We start from the raw sequence: 23,046 nt of genomic DNA, 5'->3' as shown, positions 1-23,046 counted from the left end.
CGTGATCTACAACGCTGTAGAACTGACAGGGCCGCATCGTTGACCGCCAGGGGGAAGGGACGCATGCTCGAGGCGCAGATCACGTTCCATCGCAGCTTCACGGTCGCCCCTGTGCCGCGCCGTCTGTTCGGCTCGTTCGTCGAGCACATGGGTCGGTGCGTGTACGGCGGCATCCACGAGCCCGGGCACCCGACAGCCGACGCGACCGGCTTCCGTGGCGATGTGGTCGAGCTGGCCGCCGAGCTCGGGGTCACCGTGGTGCGGTACCCCGGTGGCAACTTCGTGTCCGGCTACCGCTGGGAGGACGGCGTGGGACCGCCCGGCGAACGGCCGGTCCGGCTCGATCTCGCCTGGCGGGCGATCGAGCGCAACCGGGTCGGCACCGACGACTTCCTGGCGTGGGTCGGGCGTCTCGGCGCCGAGCCGATGCTGGCGGTCAACCTGGGCACGCGGGGGATCGAAGCCGCCTGCGATCTGCTCGAGTACACCAACATCGCGGGTGGGACGGCGCTTTCGGACCTGCGGGCCGAGCACGGCCACGCCGAGCCCTACGGCGTACGGCTGTGGTGTCTCGGCAATGAGCTCGACGGGCCGTGGCAGCTCGGTCACAAGACGGCGGACGAGTACGGTCGGCTGGCCCGCCAGACCGCTCACGCGATGCGGCGCATCGACCCGGACATCGAGCTGGTGGCCTGCGGGAGCTCGAACTCGGGCATGGCGACGTTCGGCGAGTGGGAGCGCACCGTCCTCGGGCACGCCTACGAGCACGTCGATTTCGTCTCGCTGCACGCCTACTACGAGCCGGCCGGCGGCGACGTGGCCAGCTTCCTGGCGAGCGCGGTCGACATGGACCACATGATCACCAGCGTGGCGGCGACCGCCGACGCCGTCGGCGCACGGCTGCGGAGCCGCCGGCGAATCCAGCTGTCGTTCGACGAGTGGAACGTGTGGTACCAGTCGAGGTTCCCTGGTGAGGCGGAGCTCGAGTTCGCCGAGCAGCGCCACCTGATCGAGGACGACTACTCGGCGCTCGACGCGGTGGTCGTCGGTGGCCTGCTGGCCTGCCTGCTGCGCCATGGCGACCGGGTGACGATCGCCTGCCTGGCCCAGCTCGTCAACGTCATCGCCCCGATCCGGACCGAACCCTCCGGGCCCGCATGGCGGCAGGCGATCTTCGACCCGTTCGCGCTCACCGCCCGCTACGCCTCGGGCGATGTTCTCCGTCCGGCCATCACCTCGCCGCGCCACGACACAGCACGCTTCGGCGACGTGGAGACGCTGGACGCGGTGGCCACGATCGACGACGACGCGGGCGAGTGCACGGTCATCCTCGTCAATCGTTCGCCGGCGGAGCCGGTCGCCGCGGCGGTCACGCTGCCGAAGGGCTCGTGGCGTGCCGGCGCCCACTTCGTCGTGGAGGCGGGCACGTCGGCCGTCGTCAACTCGGCCGCGCAGCCCGATGCCGTGCGGGCCTGCACCACGACAGCCCCCGAACCGCAGGAGGGTCAACTGACCGTCGTCGTCCCCCCGGCGTCGTGGCACCTCCTGCGGTTCACCCATCGAGCCACCTGAACCCCGACCAACACGACGAACACCGAGCTGATCGACCGAGCCAATCGACCGAGCCAATCGACCGAGTCCACCGATGAGGAGACGACCAATGACATCACATTCACGTTCCGCCCGCCGCCGGTTCTTCGCAGGGCGATCGGCGGGTGTTCCGCTCGCCGCGATGCTGGCCCTGGTGACGGTGCCGACCGCAGCCGCCGCGACCACCGTTCCGGCAGAGTCGGCAGAGTCGTCGTGCCCGGCGTCCGCCGAGGGTCAGTCGATCGAGATGTGGAGCCCGTTGACCGGGCCGGACGGCGAGACGATGACCACGCTGGCCGAGCGCTTCAGCAGCGAGAACGGTCTCGGCATCTCCGTCGAACACGTCGCGCAACCCGAGTACGTGCAGAAGCTCAACGCCGCGGCCGCGGCCGGCCAGCTACCGGCCATGACCGTGGTACGGGTGATCAACGTGGGAGAGCTCGCGGCGCGTCACGTGCTCCAACCGTTCACCGACGAGACGCAGGCGATCCTCGGCGAGGACTTCGGAGCGGACTTCCCCGAGAACGTCTGGGTGCGGGGCGAGTACGGGGGTGAGCGATACTCGATCCCACTCGACATCCACACCCTGGTCATGTACTACAACAAGGACATGCTGGCTGCGGCCGGCGTGGAGGAGCCGGGTGCCGAACCGCTCAGCCGCGAGGCGTTCGAAGCGATGCTCGCCGACCTCGAAGCGTCCGGCGTGCAGCCGATCGCCATCGGCACCGGCTTCCAGGGCGCCACTCTCTTCCAGACGTTCATCGCCCAGTTCGGCGGTGCGGTGTCGAACGACGAGGGTACCGAAGCCACCTATGCGAGCGAGGCCGGAGTGCAGGCACTCGAGTACGTCAACGAGCTCAAGCAGCAGTACTCGCCGGACATCGCCGGTGCCAACGACCCCGAGGTGGCGTTCTTCAAGCAGGAGCAGGCGGCGATCGTGATGCACGGTCCATGGCACATCGCCGACCTGTCGCAACTCGACTACGTCGGCTTCGCCCCGATGCCGCAGGTCGGCGATGAGTACGCGGTCTGGGCCGGTTCGCACCAGCTCGGCCTCACGACGGAGGATCCCGCCGAGCAGGCGGCCGCCGCCTGCTGGATCAAGTGGCTGTCCGACAACTCCGTCGAGTGGGCCGCCGCCGGTCAGGTCCCGGCGCGCACCACGGCTCGCGAGAGCGACATGCTGGCCGAGGTGGCGGCACCGATCTCGCGGATCGCGTCGGTGGTCGACCGGGCGATCATCCTGCCGCAGGTGCCCGAGCTCGAGGGCGCGCTCTGGAACCAGTTCGGGCCCGTGGTCGATGCGGTCCTGATGGGTGAGACCGACGACGTCGCGGCCGCGCTCGAGCAGGCGCAGGCCCAATCGCAGCAAGTGATCGACGAGAACATCGAGCGGTACGCGGCCGAATGACTCGCGGTTCAGGCCGGACGACGGCGAACGGCGCCGTCTTCCGGCCTCGGTCGAGGGCGACGCCGTACCTGTTCATCCTCCCGCACTTCGTCTTCTTCGCGGCGTTCCTCCTGTGGCCGTTCGCCCGCGGGATCTACACCAGCCTCTTCGAGTACGACTTCCTCCGACCGGAGCGGCGGCCGTTCGTGGGGCTCGACAACTACCACAACCTGATCGACCCGAACAGCGTCCAGTACGACGACTTCTGGCGGTCGATGCGTAACACGGGCGAGTTCCTGCTGTGGAGCGTGCCGCCGCTCGTGATCGTCGCCTTGTTCCTGGCCGTGCTGCTCAACGGCCGCTACCCGGGCCGCAACGTGTTCCGCACGCTCTTCTTCGCCCCCTACGCGCTGTCGGCGACGGCTGCCGCCGTGCTCTGGTGGTGGATCTTCCAACCGACCGGTGGCCTGCTCAACCACATCCTGTCGATCATCGGTGTCGACGGGCCGAGCTGGTTGTCGAGCATGCCCGAGACCTGGGCGGCGATCACCATCGCCACCGTGTGGTGGACGATCGGCTTCAACACGATCATCTTCCTCGCCGCCCTGCAGGACATCCCAGCGGTGCTCTACGAGGCGGCATCGATCGACGGGGCATCGCCGATCCAACAGTTCACGCGGATCACCCTGCCGATGCTGCGGCCGGTCATGGTGCTGGTGCTCACCATCACGCTCATCGCCTCGGCCAACCTCTTCGCCCAGCCGTTCATCATGACCGCCGGTGGTCCGTTGCAGCGGACGGAGTCGATGATCTACCGGATCTACATCGAAGGGATCCAGCGCAATCAGATGGGCAGCGCCGCCGCCATGTCCGTGGTCGTGGCCGCCGCCCTCCTGGTGCTCACCTCGATCAACTTCCGCGTGTTCGGACGGAAGGAGGGCGCATGAACGCCGGACGCGTCTACGGGGTGCTGCGCTACCTCCTGCTGTCGGTGTTCGGGCTGTTCTTCGTCCTGCCGCTGCTGTGGATGGGGGTCACTGCCTTCAAACCGTCCGCCGAGTGGCTCGATCCGAACTGGATTCCCCATGCGCCCACGTGGGAGAACTTCACGTCGATCTTCCGCGACCCGACGCTGCCGGTACGGCGCTGGTTCCTCAACAGCTTCCTCATCGCCACCGTTTTCACGCTGCTGACCCTGATCCTCGACTCGATGGCGGCCTATGCCTACGCCCGCATGGAGTTCCGCGGCCGCAAGGTGCTGTTCGGTCTGCTCCTCGCCACGCTCGTGATGCCCCAGATCATGTTCTTGATCCCCAACTACATCACGATCGCCAACCTCGGCTGGCTGGGCACCTATCAGGGTGTGATCGCCCCGGGCCTATCGGGAGTGTTCGGCGTGTTCTTCCTCCGTCAGTTCTTCCTCAGCCTGCCGCGCGAGCTGGAGGAAGCGGCCGTCGTCGACGGTGCCAACACCTGGCAGACGTTCATCCGGGTCGTGCTCCCGCTCTCACATGGTGCTCTCGCCACGCTCGGGGTGATCACGTTCCTCGAGTCGTGGAACAACTTCCTCTGGCCGCTGCTGGTCACCGGCGGCAACCGCGAGATGCAGACGCTTCCGGTCGGTTTGGCGACGCTCCAGGGCCAGTACACGTTCGACTACGGCAAGCTGATGGCCGGCGCGCTGGTGCTGACGCTGCCCGTGTTGGTCCTCTTCGTCAGCGCCCAACGGTTCATCGTGCGGAGCATCTCGACCACGGGGTTGAAAGGATGAGGGCGGCCACGGCGGTACTCGTGTTGCTGACGGCGGCGGTGCCGGCGCCGACAGGTACGGCGGCAGCCGACGCCACGTCGGAGCCTGGCGGAGCGACGTACACCAACCCGGTGTACCCGCGAGATTTTCCCGACCCGCACGTCGTGCGTGTCGAGGACGTCTACTACGCGTACTCCACGAACACCGGGACGTCGAACGTCCCCGTCATCCGCTCGACCGACATGGTCGAGTGGGAGCGGGTGGGCGATGCCCTGCCGGCGCTGCCGGCGTGGGCGCGCCTCGGGTTCGGAGACACGTGGGCGCCGGGCGTCATCGAGCACGCCGGCCGGTTCCTGCTGTACTACGTCTCGCGGCACGACGAATCCGGTCGTCAATGCATCGGTGTCGCCACCGCGGCCGCCCCGAACGGCCCGTTCGACCATCAGAGCGAGGAGCCGTTGGTGTGCCAGGTGCCGCTCGGGGGCTCGATCGACCCGTATCCGTACCGGGACGTCGACGGGCAGCTCTACCTCTACTGGAAGAACGACGGGAACTGTTGCGCGCAGCCTGTCCAACTGTGGACACAGCGACTCGCCGACGACGGGCTGACGCTCTCCGGCGAACCGGTGGCACTGATCGAGCGCGACCAACCGTGGGAGATCCCGCTGATCGAGAACCCGGCGATGGTCGAGGTCGACGGCGAGTACTACCTGTTCTACTCGGCGAACCGGTGGGACAGTGTCGACTACGCCGTCGGCTACGCCACCTGCGACACGGCGACCGGTCCGTGCCGCAAGCCGGGGGAGGGACCGATCCTCGAGTTCACCGCCGAAGTCATGGGACCCGGCGGCCAGATGATCGTCGAGGGTCCCGACGGCGATCCGTGGATGGCCTATCACGCGTGGACCGGTCCCGACGTCGGCTATCCCGCGGGTGTACGCGCCTTGCGGATCGACCGTGTCGAGTTCCGTGCTGGCCGGCCGATCATCGCCGGGCCGACGTCCGACCCGCAACCGGCGCCGGGCGAGCCGCGGCGATGACGCCGCCGCCAGTGTTGGAGGTCGACGAGGGATTCGTCGTCGCCGCGGGGATCGAGTGCTCCGCGCCTGTGATCGCGGGCGGCATCCGTCAGGACGAGTTGCGCAAGACCGGCCACTGGGAGCGCTACCGCGAGGACCTCGAGCTGGTCGCCTCGTTCGGGATCCGCTACCTGCGATACGGCGTGCCGTTCCACGTCGTCGCCAACGATCCCGACCCCACCCGCTTCGACTGGGACTGGACCGACCGGGCGCTGGGCGCACTGCGGACGGCAGGCATCGAGCCGATCCTCGACCTGCTGCACTTCGGCCTCCCCGACGACATCTGCGCGGTGGGGGACCCGGCACTGATCCCGCGGTACGAGCGCTTCGTGGAGGCGGTGGTCGAGCGCTACCCGTGGGTCCGCTACTACACACCGGTGAACGAGCCCTACGTCACGGCATGGTTCTCGGCCAGGGAAGGCCTGTGGAACGAGCGTCGCCGCGACGACGTGTCGTTCGTCGCGGCGATCGACAACGTCGCTCACTGCGCGGTCCGCGGGATGCACCTCATCAGCGAGCGACGGCCGGATGCGATCTTCATCCAGAGCGATGCGTGCGACACCTACGCGCCGGCCGACCCCTCCGACAGGGACAACGTCGAGCTGGCGCGGCTGCTCACCGAACGGAGCTGGGTGGCCTACGACCTCTCCTACGGGCGGGAGCCGACCCGCCGCGTCGTCGACTGGTTGCGATCCAACGGCATATCGGGTGAGCGCCTCGACTGGTTCGCTGCGAACGGCAGCAGTCAAGGGTGCATCATCGGTCACGACTACTACAAGGGCAACGAACGAGTGGTCGATGCGGCCGGCCGGGTCACGCGGGCTGGTGATCGCCGGCGCGGTTTCCAGGCGCTCGCTCTCGACTTCTACGACCGCTATCGACTGCCGTTCATGCTCTCCGAGACCAACATCGCGGGGCGGCTGGCGCCGGGATGGCTGGCGGAGGTGTGGAACGACGCGATGGCGCTGAAGGAGCGAGGTCTCCCGATCCGCGGCTTCTGCTGGTACGGGTTCATCGACCACGTCGACTGGGACAGCGCGCTCACCCGCGATCGCGGCATCGTCAACCCGTGCGGGCTGGTCGGACTCGATCGTCGACCGCACCCGGTCGGCGAGCTGTACCGGCGTCTCGCCGAGCTGTCCGAACAGGGGGTCGAACCCCGACTCGGGCGCCGGGGGCGGTCGCGCGCTGTCACCGTGATCGCCTGATCCGCCGCCGGGCGGCGCCCGTAGGATTGGGAGTGCACCAGAGAGGTCGAACGATGCACTATCGGACGTTGGGTAAGAGCGGCTATCGGGTGTCCGAGATCGGCTTGGGCTGCTGGCAGCTCGGCAACGACTTCGGTCCCGTGAGCGACGAGACGGCGGACGCGGTGTTGGCCGCCGCCGACAGCCAGGGGATCACGTTCTGGGACACCGCCGACGTCTACGGCGGCGGACTCAGCGAGACCCGCATCGGTCGCCACGTTGCCGCCTACCCGGGGGAGCGGATCGTCGCCACCAAGGTCGGGCGTGACGGATCGGTGTATCCGGACGGCTACACGAAGGACAAGGTCCGCAGCTGCCTCGAAGGGTCGTTGCAACGGCTGGGCGTGGAGGTGCTCGATCTCGTCCAGCTGCACTGCGTGCCGGCCGACGTCTTGCACGCAGGCGATCTGCTGTCGTGGCTCGAGGAGTTCCGCGACGCCGGTCTGCTGCGCGAGTTCGGCGTCAGCGTCGAGACGGTCGACGAGGCACTGTTCGCCGTGGAGCACCCGGCGCTGACCTCGATCCAGATCATCTTCAACCTGGTCCGCCAGGATGCGATCGACGCCGTGCTGCCGGCCGCGGCAGCCAACGACGTGGGAGTGATCGTCCGGCTGCCTCTGGCGTCGGGGGTGCTTTCGGGGAAGATGACCGCGTCGCAGCAGTTCGCCGCGAGCGATCACCGGAACTTCAATCGCGACGGCGCTGCGTTCAACGTCGGCGAGACGTTCTCGGGACTGCCGTTCGAGCGAGCGGTGGCGATCGCCGACGATCTGGTCACGATGACGCCGGCGGGCCTCACGCCGGCGCAGATGGCGCTGCGCTGGATCCTCGACCAGCCGGCGGTGTCCACGATCATCGCCGGCGCGACCCGCCCGCAACAGGTGGTCGAGAACGCGTCGAGCAGCGACCTCGCCCCGCTCCCCGCCGAGCTGCACCGCCGGCTCGCCGACTACTACGCCAGCGACGTCCGCCACCACATCCGGGGGCCCGTGTGACGGCGGATCCGGCACGGCCGGCCGGCGAGACCGTGAGCGATTTCGCTCGGCAGCACGTGACCATCCACGGCCACGACGTGGTGTACCGACGGGGCGGTTCCGGAGAAGCGGTGGTCCTGATCCACGGGCTCGCGGGCAGTTCCCGAACGTGGAAGGACGTGATGCCGGGGCTGGCGCGGACACACGACGTGATCGCGCCCGACCTCCTCGGCCACGGCAATTCCGCCAAGCCGATGGGCGACTACTCCCTGGGAGCCCACGCGAGCGGCCTGCGCGACCTGCTGGTGACGCTGGGCATCGAGTCGGCCACCCTCGTGGGCCACTCGTTCGGCGGTGGCGTGGCGATGCAGGTCGCCTACCAGCACCCCGAGGTGTGCGACCGGTTGGTCCTCGTCGACAGCGGCGGGCTCGGCCGGGACGTGAGCTGGCTGCTCCGCCTCGGCACGCTGCCGTTCGCCGAGTATGCGATGCCCTTGGTGTTTTCGCGCTGGGTGGCCGACAGGGGCACCGACGTGAGCCGCTTCCTCAACCGGCGCGGGCTGCGGTCTCCCCGCCTCGGTGAGCTGTGGCGTACCTACAGCTCGCTGGCCGGCGCCGAGGACCGCAAGGCGTTCGTCCGCACCATCCGGACCGTCATCGACACGGGCGGTCAGACGGTCAGCGCCCTCGACCGTCTGTACATGGCAGCCCACGTGCCGACGTTGATCGTGTGGGGCGAGGACGACCGCATCATCCCGGTCGCCCATGCCCACACAGCTCATGAGGCGATCGCCGGCAGCCGGCTGGAGATCCTCCGTCGCGTCGGGCACTTCCCCCACACCGAGGCGCCGGATCGGTTCGTCGACGTGCTGCTCTCGTTCATCGCCGACACTCCCGCCAGCGCGAGCAGCGGGCCGCCGTTGCAGGAGATCCTGCGCTCGGGGAGCTGATCGCTCGGTGTGGTGGGCGTGGCGGTGACGGGGTCGTCGACGGTTGCGGGGTGGCGCACGAGCCTTTCGTTCGTGGCTCGTTCGACGGCTTCGGTCAGCCGGTCGGCGGGGATCGCGCCGACGGTGTCGATCAGCGGCGGAACCGATGGACGCCTCGCTCCGTCTCATCCGCCGTCAGATCACGACGAGGGGGATGACATGAAGAGACGGAAGGCACAGCTCGGGGTCGCCGGAGGCGTCACGGCGATCGCCGCAACGTTCGCGGCGCTGAGTCTCGCGGCGATGCCCGCCGCGGCCGACGGCTGGTACGACGAGGACGGCAACGGTGTCGGCGACCAGTACCACATCGATTCGTCGGGCGACGGGGTCACGGACGTGATCGGCGCCGACATCGACGAGAACGGCTACTTCGAAGGGTTCATCGCCGACTTCGACCGCAACGGGACGTTCGAGACCACCGCGTCCGATTCGTCAGGGAACGGGGTGGTGGACATCATCGCCGTCGACACCGACGGCGACATGGTGTGGGACACCGTGTTCACCGACGTCGACGAGAACGGGATGCTCGACCAGCTCCAGGGTCCGGCGGTGACGCCGCAGTCGAACGCCCAGGTGCTCAACGACATCATGGTCACCCACATCGTGACCATGCAGCAGCTGCAGATCTACTACGACACGATGTAGCCGGGCCGGGCCGGGCCGGGCCGGGGTTGCGGCCGGGTCAGCCCGCGGGCGCGCCGGCCAACGCGGTGTTGGCGTCCTTGACCTCGTTGCGCCCGGGGCGATCGAGCCACAGATCGAGGCCGTTCCAGCTCCACCGGTCGAACCCGACGAGCGCGTCGGGGACGTCGTCGAAGGCGACCCGAGGCCACCGGGTCACGTGCGTTCCCGACAGCTTCCAACGCCACATGTGTTTGACGGGGATCGACACGATGTTGCGGTCGGTGACGGCGATCGCCATCATCGCCACCCGGCTCGCCCGCGCCACTCCGTGGTTCGCCACGAAGAGATGCGAGATCCGTTCGCCGGGCTCGAGCAAGGGCTGCAGTTGTTCGATCAGTCGTGCTCGCCGTCCCACCTCCGCATTCTGGCGACCGGGCGTCAGCGGCGCGGCCGAATTCTCGGAGAGCTCACTGCCGCGTTCGGGCGACGAGCCACAACGCCACGCCGGCGACGCGGAGGCCCGCCGCCCCGGCGACGGCTGACGCCCCCGACGATCTGGCGTTCTCCGTCGGTTGCGAGGCGACCGTCAACTCCAGGCGAGTGGGCTGCCGGCACGTGGCGCCAGTAGCGTCGCAACGGCCTCGCCCGTTGCCTGATGCGGGGCCGGAGGAAACTGAAGCGTCATGGAGATCGAGCAGTCGCAGAAGCTGGCGAACGTCCTGTACGACATCCGCGGCCCGGTGCTCGACGAGGCACGCCGGCTCGAGGGTCTCGGACACCGCATCACCAAGCTGAACATCGGCAACCCGGCGGCGTTCGGCTTCGAGGCGCCCGAGGAGATCCTCGTCGACGTCGTGCGCACGCTGCCCGAGTCCCAGGGTTACGCCGACTCGCAGGGGCTGCTGTCGGCCCGCACGGCCATCGTGCAGAGCTACCAGACGCGTGGCCTCGACATCTCCGACCCCGACGACGTGTGGCTGGGCAACGGGGTCAGCGAGTTGATCCAGGTCGCCCTGCAGGCGCTGCTCAACGACGGCGACGAGGTGCTGATCCCGGCGCCGGACTATCCGCTCTGGACTGCGGCGACGACGCTCGCCGGAGGCCGCGCGGTGCACTACCTCTGCGACGAGAGCGAGGGGTGGCAGCCCGACCTCGACGACATCGAGGCCAAGGTGACGTCCCGCACCAAGGCGATCGTCGTGATCAATCCGAACAATCCCACCGGCGCCGTGTACTCGCCCGAGGTGCTCCGCGGCATCGCCGAGATCGCCACCCGCCACCGGATCGTGGTGATGGCCGACGAGATCTACGACCGCATCCTCTACGACGACGCGCAGCACACGATCATGGCCGCCGTCGCGCCCGACGTCCTCGTGCTCACGTTCAACGGGCTGTCGAAGGCCTACCGGCTCGCTGGGTTCCGTTCCGGCTGGATGGTCGTGACGGGTCCGCGGACGCATGCCCAGAGCTATCTCGAGGGGATCAGCCTGCTCGCCAACATGCGGCTGTGTGCCAACGTGCCGGCGCAGCACGCAATCCAGACGGCCGTCGGCGGTCGCCAGAGCATCAACGACCTGGTGCTGCCGGGCGGGCGGCTGCGCGCTCAGCGCGACGCGGCGATCGCCGCCCTGCGTGCCATCCCCGGCGTCTCGTGTGTCGAGCCCAAGGGCGCCCTCTACGTCTTCCCACGGCTCGACCCGGAGGTCTACCCGATCACCGACGACCGTCGCCTCGTGCTCGACTTCCTTCGCGCCGAGCACGTCCTGGTCGTCCAGGGCACGGGATTCAACTGGCACCGTCCCGATCATCTCCGCATCGTCACGCTGCCCTGGGCCGAGGATCTCACCGAGTCGATCAACCGGCTCGGCCGGTTCCTCTCGACCTACGAGCCAACCGCCAACTGACGCGACGGCTGTCTGGCCACGTTCGGAAGGCCGTCCCAGCTCGGGTCGCACCAACGCCGTCAGGACGAGACAGTTGTCCCGTGCTGAACGCGCACGCTTGACGCGCCTGGTGGGTACGTGCCGCTCGGAGGTTCACATGCCGCAGTCCATGATCACGTTCCCTCGCCGCACTGCCGACCTTCCGCTGGCGGCCAACTCGTGCGGCCGGGCCCGCCGCCACGTCGAGCGTTGGCTCGACGGCGTGCAGGTGGCTCGCGAGTCGCGCCAGAACGTGGTGCTCGTCGTCTCCGAGCTGGTCGCCAATGCGGTGACTCATGCCGTCAGCGCACCGACGCTCTCGCTCGGCCTCGACGGGGACGCCGTGGTCGTAGGGGTGGACGACGACGACTCGACGCCGCCTCGCCGCCGCCGGGGAGGTCCGGAGGGTGGCTACGGGCTGGGCATCGTTGCGCAGCTGGCCGAGCACTGGGGATGGACCCCGACCGGCCGCGGCAAGCGCGTCTGGGCTCGAATCAGTCTTGACGAGCATCGGCGCCGGCTCGGACCGCCGTCTCGGCGTCCGGCGACAGACCACTAGTCGCCGAGGTCGAAGGCGTCGACGAGCCCGGCGAGCGTCAGGACGGACCGGAAATCGGCCCCCGCCCCACGCAGCGTGACGGTGTAGCCGTCCTCGGCCCCCGCGTCGCGGATCGCCAAGAGCGTGCGCAGCCCGAACGAGTCGATGAACGACACTCCGGAGACGTCGAGGACCACCGGATGCCGGAACGGCCGCATCGCTTCGAACGTGCCGAGCAGCGTGGCGGCCGAGGCGATGTCGAGCTCCCCCGACACCGTGACCACCGGTGACCCGGCCGCGTCGGCCGGCTCCACCTCGACGTGGTAGTGCTCGGACGCCACGGGAGCATGTTATGTGACCACGACGTGGGCGTGGGTGGCCGGGGTGGAGACGACTGCGTGGTCGCTCCGCCGGGTACCCGGGATGCACAACGCCGGCGAACGAGCCGGCGCCGTCACATCTCGGAGGCCTCATGCGCAAGCAACTGACCATCCTCGCCGCGATCGCTGTCGCCCCGCTCGCGTTCGCCGCCTGCGGAGATGACGATGACGGCGACGGCGATCTCGACGTGGACATCGAGGACACCAGCGTGGACCTCGACCCGGGCGAGGGATCGGGACTTCCCGGCTGAGCTGGCCCGGCCCCACCGTTCGATCGCGGTCGTCGAAGGCGCCGGTCGGGACCGATCCGCCGCCGTACTCGAGCGGTCCGTCGCCGTCGGTCGACACGCGACGATCTCGACGACCTCTACGACGGATCACCGCCGGTCGACAGGCCCTCCTGCCCGATCCGTGCCCTGCGGGGAGTCCACGGCCGACGCCGAGGCGCCAGGAGCGGGCTGGCCGGGTCCGGCCACGCCATCGGCTTCCGCGCCGGGATCACCGGGACGGTCGTTGACGTCGCCGAAGAACTGTGCCGAGCCGTGGCGGTCCGGTTCGTCGTGACCGGCCGCGGTCTCGGGATGCTGGCGGTTGAGCAGGAACCAGGCGACGACGGCGATCGTCACGGCGATCGCCACCACGATCACGGCGGTGGTCATCGTCCCCACCGCCTGGTTGCCCGTGAGTTGGCATGTGTCATGGCAGTGGGGTACCCATCTCCGGCGCCGGGTAGCGGTCGCTCGTGACGAGAGGCCGGCGGCACGCCGAGGCCGCCGGACAATTCGCCGCGCCGCACGGGCGGCCACGGCAGACTCGCCGGTTCGCGGGGTCATCGCGACTTCGCGCCGATGCGGCGATACCGTCGCCGCGCTCGATGGAGCAGCGTGGGCGCGAACGGCGCGCGCACGTCCGTGCAGGGAGGTGACCGTTGACGACCCAGGTGGTGAAGCCCACGACCAAGCTCGACCAGTTCCTCCACGAGCAACGCCCACCGACCCCGTTCGTCGTGGTCGACGTGGACGTCGTGGCCGATCGCTACCACGAGCTCGTCACCGCCCTGCCGGCCGCCGTCGTCTACTACGCCGTCAAGGCCAACCCGGCGCCGGCCGTGCTCCGCAGGCTCGTCGCCGTCGGGTCGTCCTTCGACGTCGCCAGCCCCGCCGAGATCGACCTGTGCCTCGAGGCCGGGGCCGTCGCCGGGTCCCTGTCCTACGGCAACACGGTGAAGAAGCGGCGCGACGTCGCCTACGCCGCGTCGGTGGGGGTCACCCGATACACCGTCGACGCCGCCGAGGAGCTCGACAAGGTGCTGTCGGTCGCCCCCGGCAGTTCCGTCTGCGTCCGCGTGCGGTACGACGGGGCGACGGCCGACTGGCCGCTGACTCGCAAGTTCGGCTGCACGCCTGACGAGGCGGCCCGCCTGCTCGTGGACGCCACGAACGCCGGCTCGGAGTGCGGCATCTCGTTCCACGTCGGGTCGCAGCAGCGCAACGCCGCCGCCTGGGACGAGCCGCTCGGCGTGGTCGCCGGCGTCTTCGACCGGGCGCGTGATGGCGGCGCGGCACCGTCGTTCGTGAACCTCGGCGGTGGGCTCCCCGGCTCCTACCGGGAAGCGGCGCCGTCGCTCGGCGAGTACGGCACGGCCATCGGCAAGGCGCTGGACGGCGCGTTCGGGGATCAGCTGCCCGACCTGATGGTCGAGCCGGGCCGCTACCTCGTCGCCGATGCCGGCGTGCTGCGCAGCGAGGTCGTGCTGGTCGCCCGGCGAGCGCCGGACGAGCCGCGCTGGGTCTACCTCGACTGTGGCAAGTTCCACGGTCTCGCCGAGACGATGGACGAGGCCATCCGCTATCGCCTGCGCACGAATCGCGACGGCGGCCCAGTCGGTCCGGTGGCCATCGCCGGTCCCACGTGCGACTCGGCCGACGTACTCTACGAGAAGGCCGACTACCAGCTCCCGCTCGAACTGGCCGAGGGCGATATGGTCGACATCATGTCGGCCGGCGCGTACACCACGACGTACAGCTCGGTCGGCTTCAACGGCTTCGCCCCGCTCGCCGAGCACTACATCTGACGGGCGCGTATCAGCGGTCCCGGCGACGACTCCTGACTCGTAGGAGGGTCCGAAGAGAGCACGGGGCTGTCATGGCGACGTTGTCGGTCCAGAGCGCGGCGCAGGCGCGGTGCTCTGATGCGTACGAAGTCCGATTGCTCGGAGGCTTCGACCTGCGCCGCGGCGGCGAGACGATCGACGTCGCTCCGTCGAGCCAGCGGGTGATCGCGTTCCTCGCCCTGCACGACAGACGCCTCTTGCGCTCGTACGTCGCCGAGACGTTGTGGCCCGACACCACCGACGAGCGGGCTGCGGCCAACCTGCGAACGGCGCTGTGGCGGCTCCACGTCGCCGGACACGACGTGGTCGAGATCGTCCATGGTCACCTCGGCGTGCACGACCACGTCGGCGTCGACGTCCGTTCGGTCGAGCTCGCCGCCCGCCGCCTGCGCCACAGCGGTGAGGAGCCCGACCCGCTGATGGTCGAGACCATCCGCGGCGAACTGCTCCCAGGATGCTGGGACTCGTGGCTTGTGTTCGAGCGCGAGCGGGTGCGCGCCGAACTGGTCCTCCTCTACGGACGCCTCGCCGCCGGCGCCCTGCAACGGGGCGATCACCACCTCGCCGTGATGGCCGCCCTGGCGGCCGTCGAGTGCGACCCGCTGCGCGAGTCCTCGAACGCCCTGCTGGTCCGGGCGAGCCTGGCCGGTGGCGATCACGCCACGGCGATCCGCCAGTATCGGCGCTACTCGCGGTTGATCGAGACCGAACTGGGTCTGGCGCCTGGTGCCGAGCTGCAGCGGTTGATGGAGGGGTGCTTGACGCCACGGTGACGCGCCCGGACGTACGGTGAGCGGGCGTGAACGCGGCCGATGCACCTGCGGCGGGGGGCGGCGAGCCGCTCGTTGCCGTGTGCTGCCTCAGCGTCACGTTCGAGCGGTCCGACGATCGATCCGGCGATCCGGCGACGGCCCGCATCCGGGTCGAGTTCCAACCCGACGTCGCTCGGCGCCGGCGCCGGACCGTCAACGTCGTCGGTGCCGCGGCCGCCCTGGACGTCGTCGAGCGGTGGCTGGCGACGCTCGGTGACCCAGGAGCCGTGACGCACCGGTGACGCGACCCGGGGACGATGGCGTCTTCGAGAGGGAGGGAGCCCCACATGGCAGAGGACCAGAACCGGCGCCGCCAGGAAGTCAGCCGGGTCAAGGCGGAGAACGAGCAGGACCTGCTCGGTCTGGCCAACGTCACCGGTGTCTTCACCGGCACGAAGGTCACCGATGGCGTCGACACGGGGACGATCGCGATCGTCGTGACCGTCAGCGAGAAGAAGGACGTACCGGCCAAGCAGCGGATCCCGGCCGATATCAACGGCATCCCGACCGACGTCATCGAAGAGGTCATCGAGCCGATGCAGCTGATGGGCGCGATCCGACTCGAAGACATCGCCCCCCTCGTCGACGCCACCACGTACGCCACGCTGGAGGGAGGGATGAGCATCGGCCCGTGCCGCTCGATCCACCTCGAGCCACCCGATGTGCCTGAGGCGGGCAACTACGTGTTCGTCGGGACGCTCGGGTGCATCGTCCGCGACAACGCGACGAACGATCCGATGATGCTCAGCAACTTCCACGTGATGTGCGTCGACGACTCGTGGGCGGTCGGCAACACGATGGCGCAACCGAGCAGGGTGGATGGCGGGAGCTGCCCCGGCGACCAGGTGGGCGCGTTGGTCCGGGCCCAGCTCACGTCCAGCGTCGACGCGGCCGTCTCGTCGATCGCCGGCCGTCCCCACGTCTGCGAGATCCTCGAGATCGGCGACGTCAACGGGACCGCCGTGGCGACCAACTCGATGGCCGTCCGGAAGCGAGGGCGGACCACCGAGCTCACCCACGGAACCGTCACCGCCGTGGACTACACGACGAACGTCGACTACGGCGACGGCCTGGGCGTGGTCACCTTCACCGACCAGATCCGCATCGTCAACGACTCCGCACAGAGCGCCTTCTTCGGCAAGAAGGGCGACTCGGGCTCGGTCGTCGTCGACGCGTCGAACAACGTCGTCGGCCTCTACTTCGCCGGCAACTCGTCGGGCACCGTCGGCGTGGCCAACCAGATCGCCGCCGTGCTGTCCGCCCTCGACGTGTCGATCTGCACGGGCATCAAGAAGTGGGAGAAGGAGATCGTCAAGGAGTTCCTCGACGAGAAGCACTTCAAGATCGAGAAGCTCGAGACCAAGGAGTTCGAGGTCAAGGAGCGGCTGAAGGAGTACATCAAGGAGTGGAAGGAGTGGGCGTACGAGAAGTTCGGCCAGTTCGAGGGCTACGACCCGTGGGAACGCAATCCGTGGGAGCGCGGTGGACCGCCGGTGTTCGGCGGGCAGCCACCCGTGGCCGGGGGTGGACAGCCGCCGGTGTTCGGCGGGCAGCCGCCCGTCACCCGGGGACCGATCGGGACGCGGGCCGGTGCCGCCGCGGCGCGCGCTGGGGCCCGCCGTCGCCGGCGCCCTCCGTGCGTGGAGTTCACGGCGTTGATGCCGGGCCCGGGGGCCAACCCGGTGGTGGCGCCGCCCTTCTCCGTGCACGTGTCGGACTACAACGGCGCCTCGCTGCCGGCGACCGAGATCGTCAACTGGGGTCCGTTCACCGGCCTCAACGCCGGTTGGACCACCGACATCAAGCTCGATCGCGGATGTCCCACCGTGCAGGCGACCCTCGTGCACTTCTCCCAGCCGGCCACGATGGAGGCCTACAACAGCGACGGCACGCTCGCCGGCACCGCGACGATGACACCGACGCAGATGGTGGAGCAGACGCTCACGATCGAGGGGACCGACATCGCCTACGTGCGCATCGTCTGCCCCCAGGACGAGACGATCCTGCTCGGGCTGTGTTGCTGCACCGACGTCGAGTGCGGCTGCGGCGGTGGCGGCGGGTGCGGCTGCGACGACCGGGCGGCCAAGTCGGGCTCGGAGCACTTCATCCCGCGAACGCTGCGGCCCGACCTCGGTCGTGGCCCCCTCGGCCGCGAGGCCGACCGCAACCGCGGCCGGCGCCCGATGTATCGCGCCCCGGGCTGACGGCGCCCATGGCGTGGTTGGTGATCGCGCCCGAGGCCGACGAGGCGGCCCGGTGGGCCGCGGCGGGTCTCGTCGGCCTCGGGCTCGAGCCGTTGCAGGTCGTGGTGGACGTCGACCTCGTCGGCGCCCGGTGGACCCATCGCATCGACGACGATGGCGTCACGACGCTCCTCGAGCTCGTCGACGGCCGCACGATCGACAGCGCCGAGCTCCGGGGGACGCTCAACCGTCTCAGCTTCCTGTCTCCGGCCATCGTGGAGCCGCTCGTCTCGGACGACCGCCTGTACGGCCTCCAGGAGATGTCCGCCCTGGTGATGAGCTGGCTGGCGTCGCTCCCCGGTGCCGTCGTGAACCCTCCCGACCCCAGGGGACTCGGTGGTGCGTGGCGTTCGCCGGCGGAGTGGGCGTCACTCGCCGCCGAGGCCGGCGTGCCGTGCGCGCCGGTGTACGTCGATTCCGATGCCGACCACGTGACAAGGGACGGTGGATGGCTGCCCGCCGGCCCCCACGCCCCATTGCTCGAGGACGTGATCGTCGTCGGCGACGCCGTGTTCTGCCGTGACGACCTCGACCCCGAGGAGGTCGCCGCCTTCCGCCGGTTGGCGCGGCTGTCGGGCTGCCCGCTGCTCGGCGTGGCGTTCGCCGACGGGACCCACGCCGTGGACGGTGTCACGCCGTTGCCCGATCTGCGCGCGGGGGGCGACGAGACCGTCGCCGCCCTGGCCGACACGTTGGGCGCGAGGCGGGCGGGGTCGTGATCCTCGTCTGTGGCATCCCGACCGAGCCGCCGGTGGCTCGCGTCGTCGATCAGCTGGAGGACCTCGGCGCCCCCACCGTGGTGTTCAACCAGCGGCAGTTCGAGACGTCGCGGCTCGTCTGGGCGGTCGCCGGCGGTCGGATCACCGGCTGGCTCTGCGTCTCCGGACACCGCTACGAGCTGGAGGCGTTCACCGGCGTCTACGCCCGGCTGATGGACGATCGCCTGTTGCCCGAGCTCGACGACGATCCGGCCGACTCGCCACGCCGCCGCCGATGTCGCCGGCTGCACGACCAGCTGGTGGCGTGGATGGACGTCGCCGACGCGCGCGTCGTCAACCGCGTCCGGGTCATGGGATCGAACGGGTCCAAGCCCTACCAGGCACAGCTGATCGCCCGCCACGGCTTCCGCGTGCCCGCCACGCTGATCTGCAACGACGCGGCGCAGGTTCGCGACTTCTGCTCGCGTCACGGACGGGTGGTGTACAAGTCGATCAGTGGTGTGCGGTCGATCGTGACCGACGTGACGGCCGACGACCTGGAGCGCGCCGACGCCCTCGGGGCGTGCCCCGTCCAGTTCCAGGAGCACGTCGCCGGGTTCGACGTGCGCGTCCACACGATCGGTGACGAGGTGTTCGCCACGCGCATCGACTCCCCGGACACCGACTACCGGTACGCGTCACAACGCGGTCACGACGCCCTTCTCCGGGCGTACGACATCGGCGACGACCTGGCCGGGCGCTGCCGCCGGCTCGCCGCCGACCTGGGCCTGGCGTTCGCCGGGATCGATCTCCGGTTCACGCCCGATGGCGACACGTTCTGCTTCGAGGTCAATCCCAGCCCGGCCTACAGCTACTACGAGGCCCACACCGGTCAGCCGATCGCCCGGGCGGTGGCGCGCCATCTGATGGGCGCCGAGTCCCGTGCTGCCGATCAGGCGGTGGGCAGGGGAACGCTCGCTTCGGCCGTGAAGGCGAGGAACGTCAGCGACTCCTGGAGGTAGAGCTGGATCGTCTCGGCGTCGTGCGACAGGTAGCCGATCGAGAGGTCCTGACCGAGGTGCAGCTGATAGTCGCCGCCGCGGCGGGACACGAGCAGGGCCCCCTCGAGGGCCGGGGCCCACACCGTCTCGCCGTCACCGAGGAGGCGGGAGACGTGGTTGAGGATCGGGTAGCCGTGCGCCGTCGCTTCGGCGATCGCCGTGTAGGCGTCGGCCGACAGCAACAGGCTGTATGGGCCGTCGACGCCCGCCAAACGCAGCTCGCTGATGGCCTTGGCGACGGCGTCGGGTACGTCGGCGGCGTTCCCCGGCAGGGCCACCGGCGCGTTCGAGCTGGAGGGGATCAGTCCCTCGATGCCCGCCGCCGGGGATCCGTTGAAGATCATCCGGTCCTCGGCGAAGGCGATCTGGCGCGCAGCGTCCTTGACGGGCTGCCAGTCGGAGTCCTGGGCGCCCCGCTCCACGGCGTCGACGGCTTCGCGTGTGACGGTGAAGGGCGCCCGCAGACGCACGACCTGCTGGACCTCGTGCGCGTGGGCGATCACGCCGTCGGACGTCTCGGCGAGCGCACGGAGGTGGCCCGTGCCGACGGCCGAGAGGGTGTCGCCTGACGGTCCCTCGACGTCGACCACGCGCCGGCCGGCGAGGTTGCGCGTGAACGTGCGGCGGGCCTCGTCTTCGATCTGGTCCCACGCCACGTCAGAGATCGGGGCGAGGCTGCGGTGCAGGTTGTTCACGAAGGGTTCTCCTTGACGGTGCTGGTCGAGCTCGTGGTGGACGCGGTGGTGGGGCGGAGGCTGCCGATGCCGAGCGACCCGTCACCGCCGCTGCGGGTGGAGGCGGCGGGCTCGGGCGCGGCGGCCGGCGCCGGGGGCCCGGGCGGGTCGTCGAGGAAGTCGGCGCACGGGACGAAGAAGAGGGAGCCGGTGATCGCCGTGGAGAAGTCCAAGATGCGGTCGGTGTTGCCGGGCGGGTCGCCGAGGAACATGTTCCGCAGCATCCGTTCGATGACGCTCGGCGTCGACGCGTAGCCGATGAAGTAGGTGCCGAACTCCTTCGCCCCGACCGAGCCGAACGGCATGTTCTCGCGCAGGATCTGCCGTTGCGTGCCGTCGTCGTCGGTGATCACGTTGAGCGCCACGTGGGAATTGGCCGGTTTGACGTCGTCGGACAGCTCGACGTTGGACAGCTTCCGGCGGCCGATGACGCGCTCTTGCTCCTCGACGCTGATGGAGTTCCACGCCGTCATGTCGTGGAGGTACTTCTGCACGATGACGTAGCTCGACCCGGCGAAGTCGGGGTCCTCGTCACCGATGCTGACGGCAGCCTCAGCAGCGGCCCCCTCGGGATTCTCCGTCCCGTCGACGAAGCCGAGCAGGTCGCGGGCGTCGAAGTACTTGAATCCGTGGACCTCGTCGACGACGGTGATCGCGTCGCCGAGGGCATCGGTGATCAGCGTGGCGAGCTCGAAGCAGAGGTCGGCGCGCTCGGCCCGGATGTGGAACAGCAGGTCGCCCGGGGTGGACGCGGCGTGGTGGCGGTCGCCCCGCAGCTCGACGAACGGGTGCAATTCGGCGGGCCGGGGCCCACTGAAGAGGCGGTCCCATGCGTCCGATCCGATCCCGGTGACGAGCGCGAGGCCCTCGTTCTGCTCGCGGAAGGCGACCGTGCGCTGCAGTCCGCTCAGGTCGGCGAGCACGGCGCGGACGTCGTCCTCCCGTCCCGCCGCGATCGTGGCGACGAGGAAGATGGCCGATGCCGTCAGCGGGGTCAGCACGGCCTGCGGATTCTGCACGCTCGCGATGGCCGCGGAAGGGGTCGGCGGAGTCATCGCCGACAACGTATACGGCCGGGCTCGCTCGTGCGGAGGTGGCGAGGAAGCGTGGCTGTGGAGGAAGTGCCGACCCAGCGGGCTTCGACAAGCCCGTCCTGTCGGCACTCTTACCGTTCTGCTCCCACGAAAGGGTCACGAGGCCTTTTTCCCCGACCGCGACAGTCCCGGGGCACTCGGCACTTCTGTCAGGCATGAACTTGGAGGGCCGGCGACGCCGGAAGGCCGACGACCAACTGCTCGCCGTGGTGGTCGGCACCGACCAGATCGACGACCCCCACATCGTGGTCGTCGCCGACACGTCCAGCGGCGTCGCGACCTACTTCGGGCCCTACCCGACGGCGACGTCGGCCCTCGCCGACGCCGAGGCGCTGCGCAGGGAGTTCCGGGATCGTGAGGATTGCCCACCGGTCACGGTCACCGTGGCGAAGCTCTACGCCCCAGGGGAACGGATGGAGTGCTGAGAGCTCGCGCCCGTCCATCAACGGGTCGTGCCGGCCGACGACTCCCGCGGCGGGGTGCGGGGTACCGTCGCAGCCGTGAGAGCTGCCGTTCCGTTGATCGTGATGGGATCGGTGATGGGGTCGTTCGGCGGGGTGTCCGACGCGAGCGCGCCGCCTCCCGACCCGCCCACGTCGCCGGCGCCGACCACCGCCGTGCCGACAACTGCCGCGCCCACGACGGCACCGCCGCTCACCGTGCCGGCCACCGTGCACGATGCGGCCTGTGTCGTGGTGGTGCAATCCGGCGAGTCGATCAGCCTGATCTCCGATCAGACCGGCGTGGAGATCGGCGTGCTCCAGAGGGAGAACGGCATCGGCGACGGGCACGTGCTCCGCCCCGGCGACCTCCTCGACATCTGCGCCGGCAACGAGATCGACGACGTCACCGGCGAGCCCCGGCAGCCGCCCGACGTGCCGCTCGACGGCGAGGTGCACAACCCCGCGTGCGTGCGCATCGTTCAGGAGGGCGACTCGGTCAGCCTGATCTCCGACCGGACCGGCGCCGGCATCACCGCCCTCGTCGAAGAGAACGCGCTGGGCGACGACTTCATCCTCCGTCCCGGCGAGCTCGTCGACGTGTGCCCCGGCAACGACGTCGACGACGTGAGCGGCGCCAGCCGACTGCGCCCGCCCACCACGCTGCTGCCCGACAACGACCGGGACGCGATCAGGGTCCAGCAGCAGAAGCTCAACGAGCTGTTCGCCGGCCTCGGCATGAACCCGCTGGAGGTCGACGGGCGATCCGGGCAGCTCACCCGCCAGCAGCTGTGCGCGGCACGGGCCTTCCTCGGGGTGCCGATCAGTCGCAGCGACATGGCGGCCGGCAGCGAGGAGGAGGCCAAGCTGCTCGCCCTGCCGTCGCTGCCGATCCCGCCTGTGGCCCCGTCCGACGCCGAGCACTGGGCGCTCGTCGACATGACCTGCCAGGTGCTCATCGCCGGCAACGGCACCAGCGGCATCCAGTTCGTCTTCCCCGTCTCCACCGGCAGCGAGGGATTCGAGACGCGATCGGTCGGACGCGTCAGGGCCTTCCGGTTCGACCCAGCGCTCGACAACGGCGGCTGGCACGACAGCAGCGAGTTCCCGGTGGCCTACGACAACCCGCTCAACGGCAACATGTACAAGCCGCTGTACTTCAGCAACGGCCAGGCCATCCACGGCGCCAACAACGTGCCGCTGTCGCCGGCGAGCAAGGGGTGCGTCCGCCTGACCGTCGAACACCAGGACCAGCTGCTCGCCTGGCTGGGGCTCGACTCGGCCACCGACGTGGTGTGGGCCGAGAGCACGATCAACCTGCGCGTCACGACGCAGGGCGGCTACATGCCCGACCCCTGACTTCGCTCT

Annotated in this window: 25 protein-coding genes; 20 read left to right on the top strand and 5 right to left on the bottom strand. The window is 69.6% G+C overall.

Translation table 11 applies throughout. The annotated features are described in order from the left end of the window. The first annotated feature begins 63 nt into the window (after positions 1-63). From arfA to DN771_RS06850, 9 genes are all read left to right on the top strand, one after another. Positions 64-1,572, top strand: coding sequence for an arabinosylfuranosidase ArfA (gene arfA / locus DN771_RS06890; protein WP_116996624.1), 1,509 nt, complete (start codon positions 64-66; stop codon positions 1,570-1,572). Positions 1,573-1,660: 88 nt separating this feature from the next. Next, complete coding sequence (locus tag DN771_RS06885) at positions 1,661-3,001, top strand: extracellular solute-binding protein (RefSeq protein WP_162941651.1); 1,341 nt, start codon at positions 1,661-1,663, stop codon at positions 2,999-3,001. Beyond that, complete coding sequence (locus tag DN771_RS06880) at positions 2,998-3,927, top strand: carbohydrate ABC transporter permease (protein ID WP_116996622.1); 930 nt, start codon at positions 2,998-3,000, stop codon at positions 3,925-3,927. The genes DN771_RS06885 and DN771_RS06880 overlap by 4 nt, the downstream gene beginning before the upstream one ends. Beyond that, complete coding sequence (locus DN771_RS06875; protein ID WP_116996621.1) at positions 3,924-4,751, top strand: carbohydrate ABC transporter permease; 828 nt, start codon at positions 3,924-3,926, stop codon at positions 4,749-4,751. The genes DN771_RS06880 and DN771_RS06875 overlap by 4 nt, the downstream gene beginning before the upstream one ends. Beyond that, positions 4,748-5,770: a glycoside hydrolase family 43 protein gene (locus DN771_RS06870; RefSeq protein WP_116996620.1), complete on the top strand. Its 1,023-nt coding sequence runs from the start codon at positions 4,748-4,750 to the stop codon at positions 5,768-5,770. Before DN771_RS06875 ends, DN771_RS06870 begins: the two co-directional genes overlap by 4 nt. Continuing rightward, entirely contained in the window at positions 5,767-7,017 is a 1,251-nt protein-coding gene (locus DN771_RS06865) for a family 1 glycosylhydrolase (RefSeq protein ID WP_116996619.1), read from the top strand. Before DN771_RS06870 ends, DN771_RS06865 begins: the two co-directional genes overlap by 4 nt. 53 nt (positions 7,018-7,070) lie before the next feature. Continuing rightward, positions 7,071-8,051 (top strand): aldo/keto reductase, encoded by a 981-nt coding sequence (locus DN771_RS06860; protein WP_116996618.1) that lies wholly within the window; start codon positions 7,071-7,073, stop codon positions 8,049-8,051. Positions 8,052-8,083: 32 nt separating this feature from the next. After that, positions 8,084-8,980, top strand: a complete 897-nt coding sequence (locus DN771_RS06855) for an alpha/beta fold hydrolase (protein WP_116996811.1) — start codon at positions 8,084-8,086, stop codon at positions 8,978-8,980. Between the two features lie 198 nt (positions 8,981-9,178). Continuing rightward, the gene (locus tag DN771_RS06850) at positions 9,179-9,664 is read left to right on the top strand and encodes a hypothetical protein (protein ID WP_162941650.1); all 486 of its coding nucleotides are present in this window, start codon (positions 9,179-9,181) and stop codon (positions 9,662-9,664) included. 37 nt (positions 9,665-9,701) lie between these two features. Here the strand turns inward: DN771_RS06850 and DN771_RS06845 are convergent, their stop codons facing one another. Beyond that, positions 9,702-10,058, bottom strand: coding sequence for a hypothetical protein (locus DN771_RS06845; protein ID WP_162941649.1), 357 nt, complete (start codon positions 10,056-10,058; stop codon positions 9,702-9,704). 268 nt (positions 10,059-10,326) lie between these two features. Between DN771_RS06845 and DN771_RS06840 the strand changes: the two genes are divergently transcribed. Beyond that, a complete protein-coding gene (locus tag DN771_RS06840) occupies positions 10,327-11,547 on the top strand; it encodes a pyridoxal phosphate-dependent aminotransferase (protein WP_116996615.1) in 1,221 nt (406 codons plus the stop codon). 136 nt (positions 11,548-11,683) lie between these two features. Further along, complete coding sequence (locus DN771_RS06835) at positions 11,684-12,124, top strand: ATP-binding protein (RefSeq protein WP_116996614.1); 441 nt, start codon at positions 11,684-11,686, stop codon at positions 12,122-12,124. Here the strand turns inward: DN771_RS06835 and DN771_RS06830 are convergent. After that, positions 12,121-12,444 carry an STAS domain-containing protein gene (locus DN771_RS06830; RefSeq protein ID WP_116996613.1) on the bottom strand — a complete coding sequence of 108 codons (324 nt, stop codon included), beginning with the start codon at positions 12,442-12,444 and terminating at the stop codon, positions 12,121-12,123. The genes DN771_RS06835 and DN771_RS06830 overlap by 4 nt on opposite strands. Before the next feature lie 131 nt (positions 12,445-12,575). Between DN771_RS06830 and DN771_RS29345 the strand changes: the two genes are divergently transcribed. Beyond that, the gene (locus DN771_RS29345) at positions 12,576-12,734 is read left to right on the top strand and encodes a hypothetical protein (RefSeq protein WP_162941648.1); all 159 of its coding nucleotides are present in this window, start codon (positions 12,576-12,578) and stop codon (positions 12,732-12,734) included. Positions 12,735-12,860: 126 nt separating this feature from the next. On the opposite strand, the gene DN771_RS06825 is transcribed toward DN771_RS29345, so the two are convergent. Continuing rightward, positions 12,861-13,142: a hypothetical protein gene (locus DN771_RS06825; RefSeq protein WP_162941647.1), complete on the bottom strand. Its 282-nt coding sequence runs from the start codon at positions 13,140-13,142 to the stop codon at positions 12,861-12,863. A gap of 269 nt (positions 13,143-13,411) precedes the next feature. On the opposite strand from DN771_RS06825, the gene DN771_RS06820 reads away from it, so the two are divergent. The 6 genes from DN771_RS06820 (at position 13,412) to DN771_RS06795 (ending at position 19,371) form a co-directional block, all read left to right on the top strand. Further along, positions 13,412-14,557 (top strand): type III PLP-dependent enzyme, encoded by a 1,146-nt coding sequence (locus tag DN771_RS06820; protein ID WP_205528449.1) that lies wholly within the window; start codon positions 13,412-13,414, stop codon positions 14,555-14,557. Between the two features lie 71 nt (positions 14,558-14,628). Continuing rightward, positions 14,629-15,369 carry an AfsR/SARP family transcriptional regulator gene (locus DN771_RS06815; RefSeq protein WP_116996611.1) on the top strand — a complete coding sequence of 247 codons (741 nt, stop codon included), beginning with the start codon at positions 14,629-14,631 and terminating at the stop codon, positions 15,367-15,369. Positions 15,370-15,395: 26 nt separating this feature from the next. Next, complete coding sequence (locus DN771_RS06810; protein ID WP_116996610.1) at positions 15,396-15,650, top strand: hypothetical protein; 255 nt, start codon at positions 15,396-15,398, stop codon at positions 15,648-15,650. A 45-nt stretch (positions 15,651-15,695) separates the two neighbouring features. Further along, complete coding sequence (locus tag DN771_RS06805) at positions 15,696-17,612, top strand: chymotrypsin family serine protease (protein WP_116996609.1); 1,917 nt, start codon at positions 15,696-15,698, stop codon at positions 17,610-17,612. An 8-nt stretch (positions 17,613-17,620) separates the two neighbouring features. Next, entirely contained in the window at positions 17,621-18,370 is a 750-nt protein-coding gene (locus DN771_RS06800) for a hypothetical protein (RefSeq protein WP_116996608.1), read from the top strand. Continuing rightward, a complete protein-coding gene (locus DN771_RS06795) occupies positions 18,367-19,371 on the top strand; it encodes an MvdC/MvdD family ATP grasp protein (protein ID WP_116996607.1) in 1,005 nt (334 codons plus the stop codon). Before DN771_RS06800 ends, DN771_RS06795 begins: the two co-directional genes overlap by 4 nt. Here the strand turns inward: DN771_RS06795 and DN771_RS06790 are convergent. Both DN771_RS06790 and DN771_RS06785 read right to left on the bottom strand, forming a co-directional pair. Next, complete coding sequence (locus DN771_RS06790; protein WP_116996606.1) at positions 19,302-20,105, bottom strand: family 1 encapsulin nanocompartment shell protein; 804 nt, start codon at positions 20,103-20,105, stop codon at positions 19,302-19,304. The two genes, DN771_RS06795 and DN771_RS06790, sit on opposite strands and share 70 nt — an antisense overlap. Then, the gene (locus tag DN771_RS06785) at positions 20,102-21,199 is read right to left on the bottom strand and encodes a Dyp-type peroxidase (protein ID WP_116996605.1); all 1,098 of its coding nucleotides are present in this window, start codon (positions 21,197-21,199) and stop codon (positions 20,102-20,104) included. The genes DN771_RS06790 and DN771_RS06785 overlap by 4 nt, the downstream gene beginning before the upstream one ends. A gap of 194 nt (positions 21,200-21,393) precedes the next feature. Between DN771_RS06785 and DN771_RS06780 the strand changes: the two genes are divergently transcribed. Further along, positions 21,394-21,663, top strand: a complete 270-nt coding sequence (locus DN771_RS06780) for a hypothetical protein (protein WP_116996604.1) — start codon at positions 21,394-21,396, stop codon at positions 21,661-21,663. A gap of 75 nt (positions 21,664-21,738) precedes the next feature. Next, positions 21,739-23,037, top strand: a complete 1,299-nt coding sequence (locus tag DN771_RS06775; protein ID WP_162941646.1) for a L,D-transpeptidase — start codon at positions 21,739-21,741, stop codon at positions 23,035-23,037. The last annotated feature ends 9 nt before the right edge of the window (positions 23,038-23,046 follow it).

Origin of the sequence: Desertimonas flava, assembly GCF_003426815.1 — a bacterium.
Taxonomy (GTDB): Bacteria; Actinomycetota; Acidimicrobiia; order Acidimicrobiales; family Ilumatobacteraceae; genus Desertimonas; species Desertimonas flava.
This window is presented reverse-complemented; position numbering and strand designations above follow the sequence as displayed.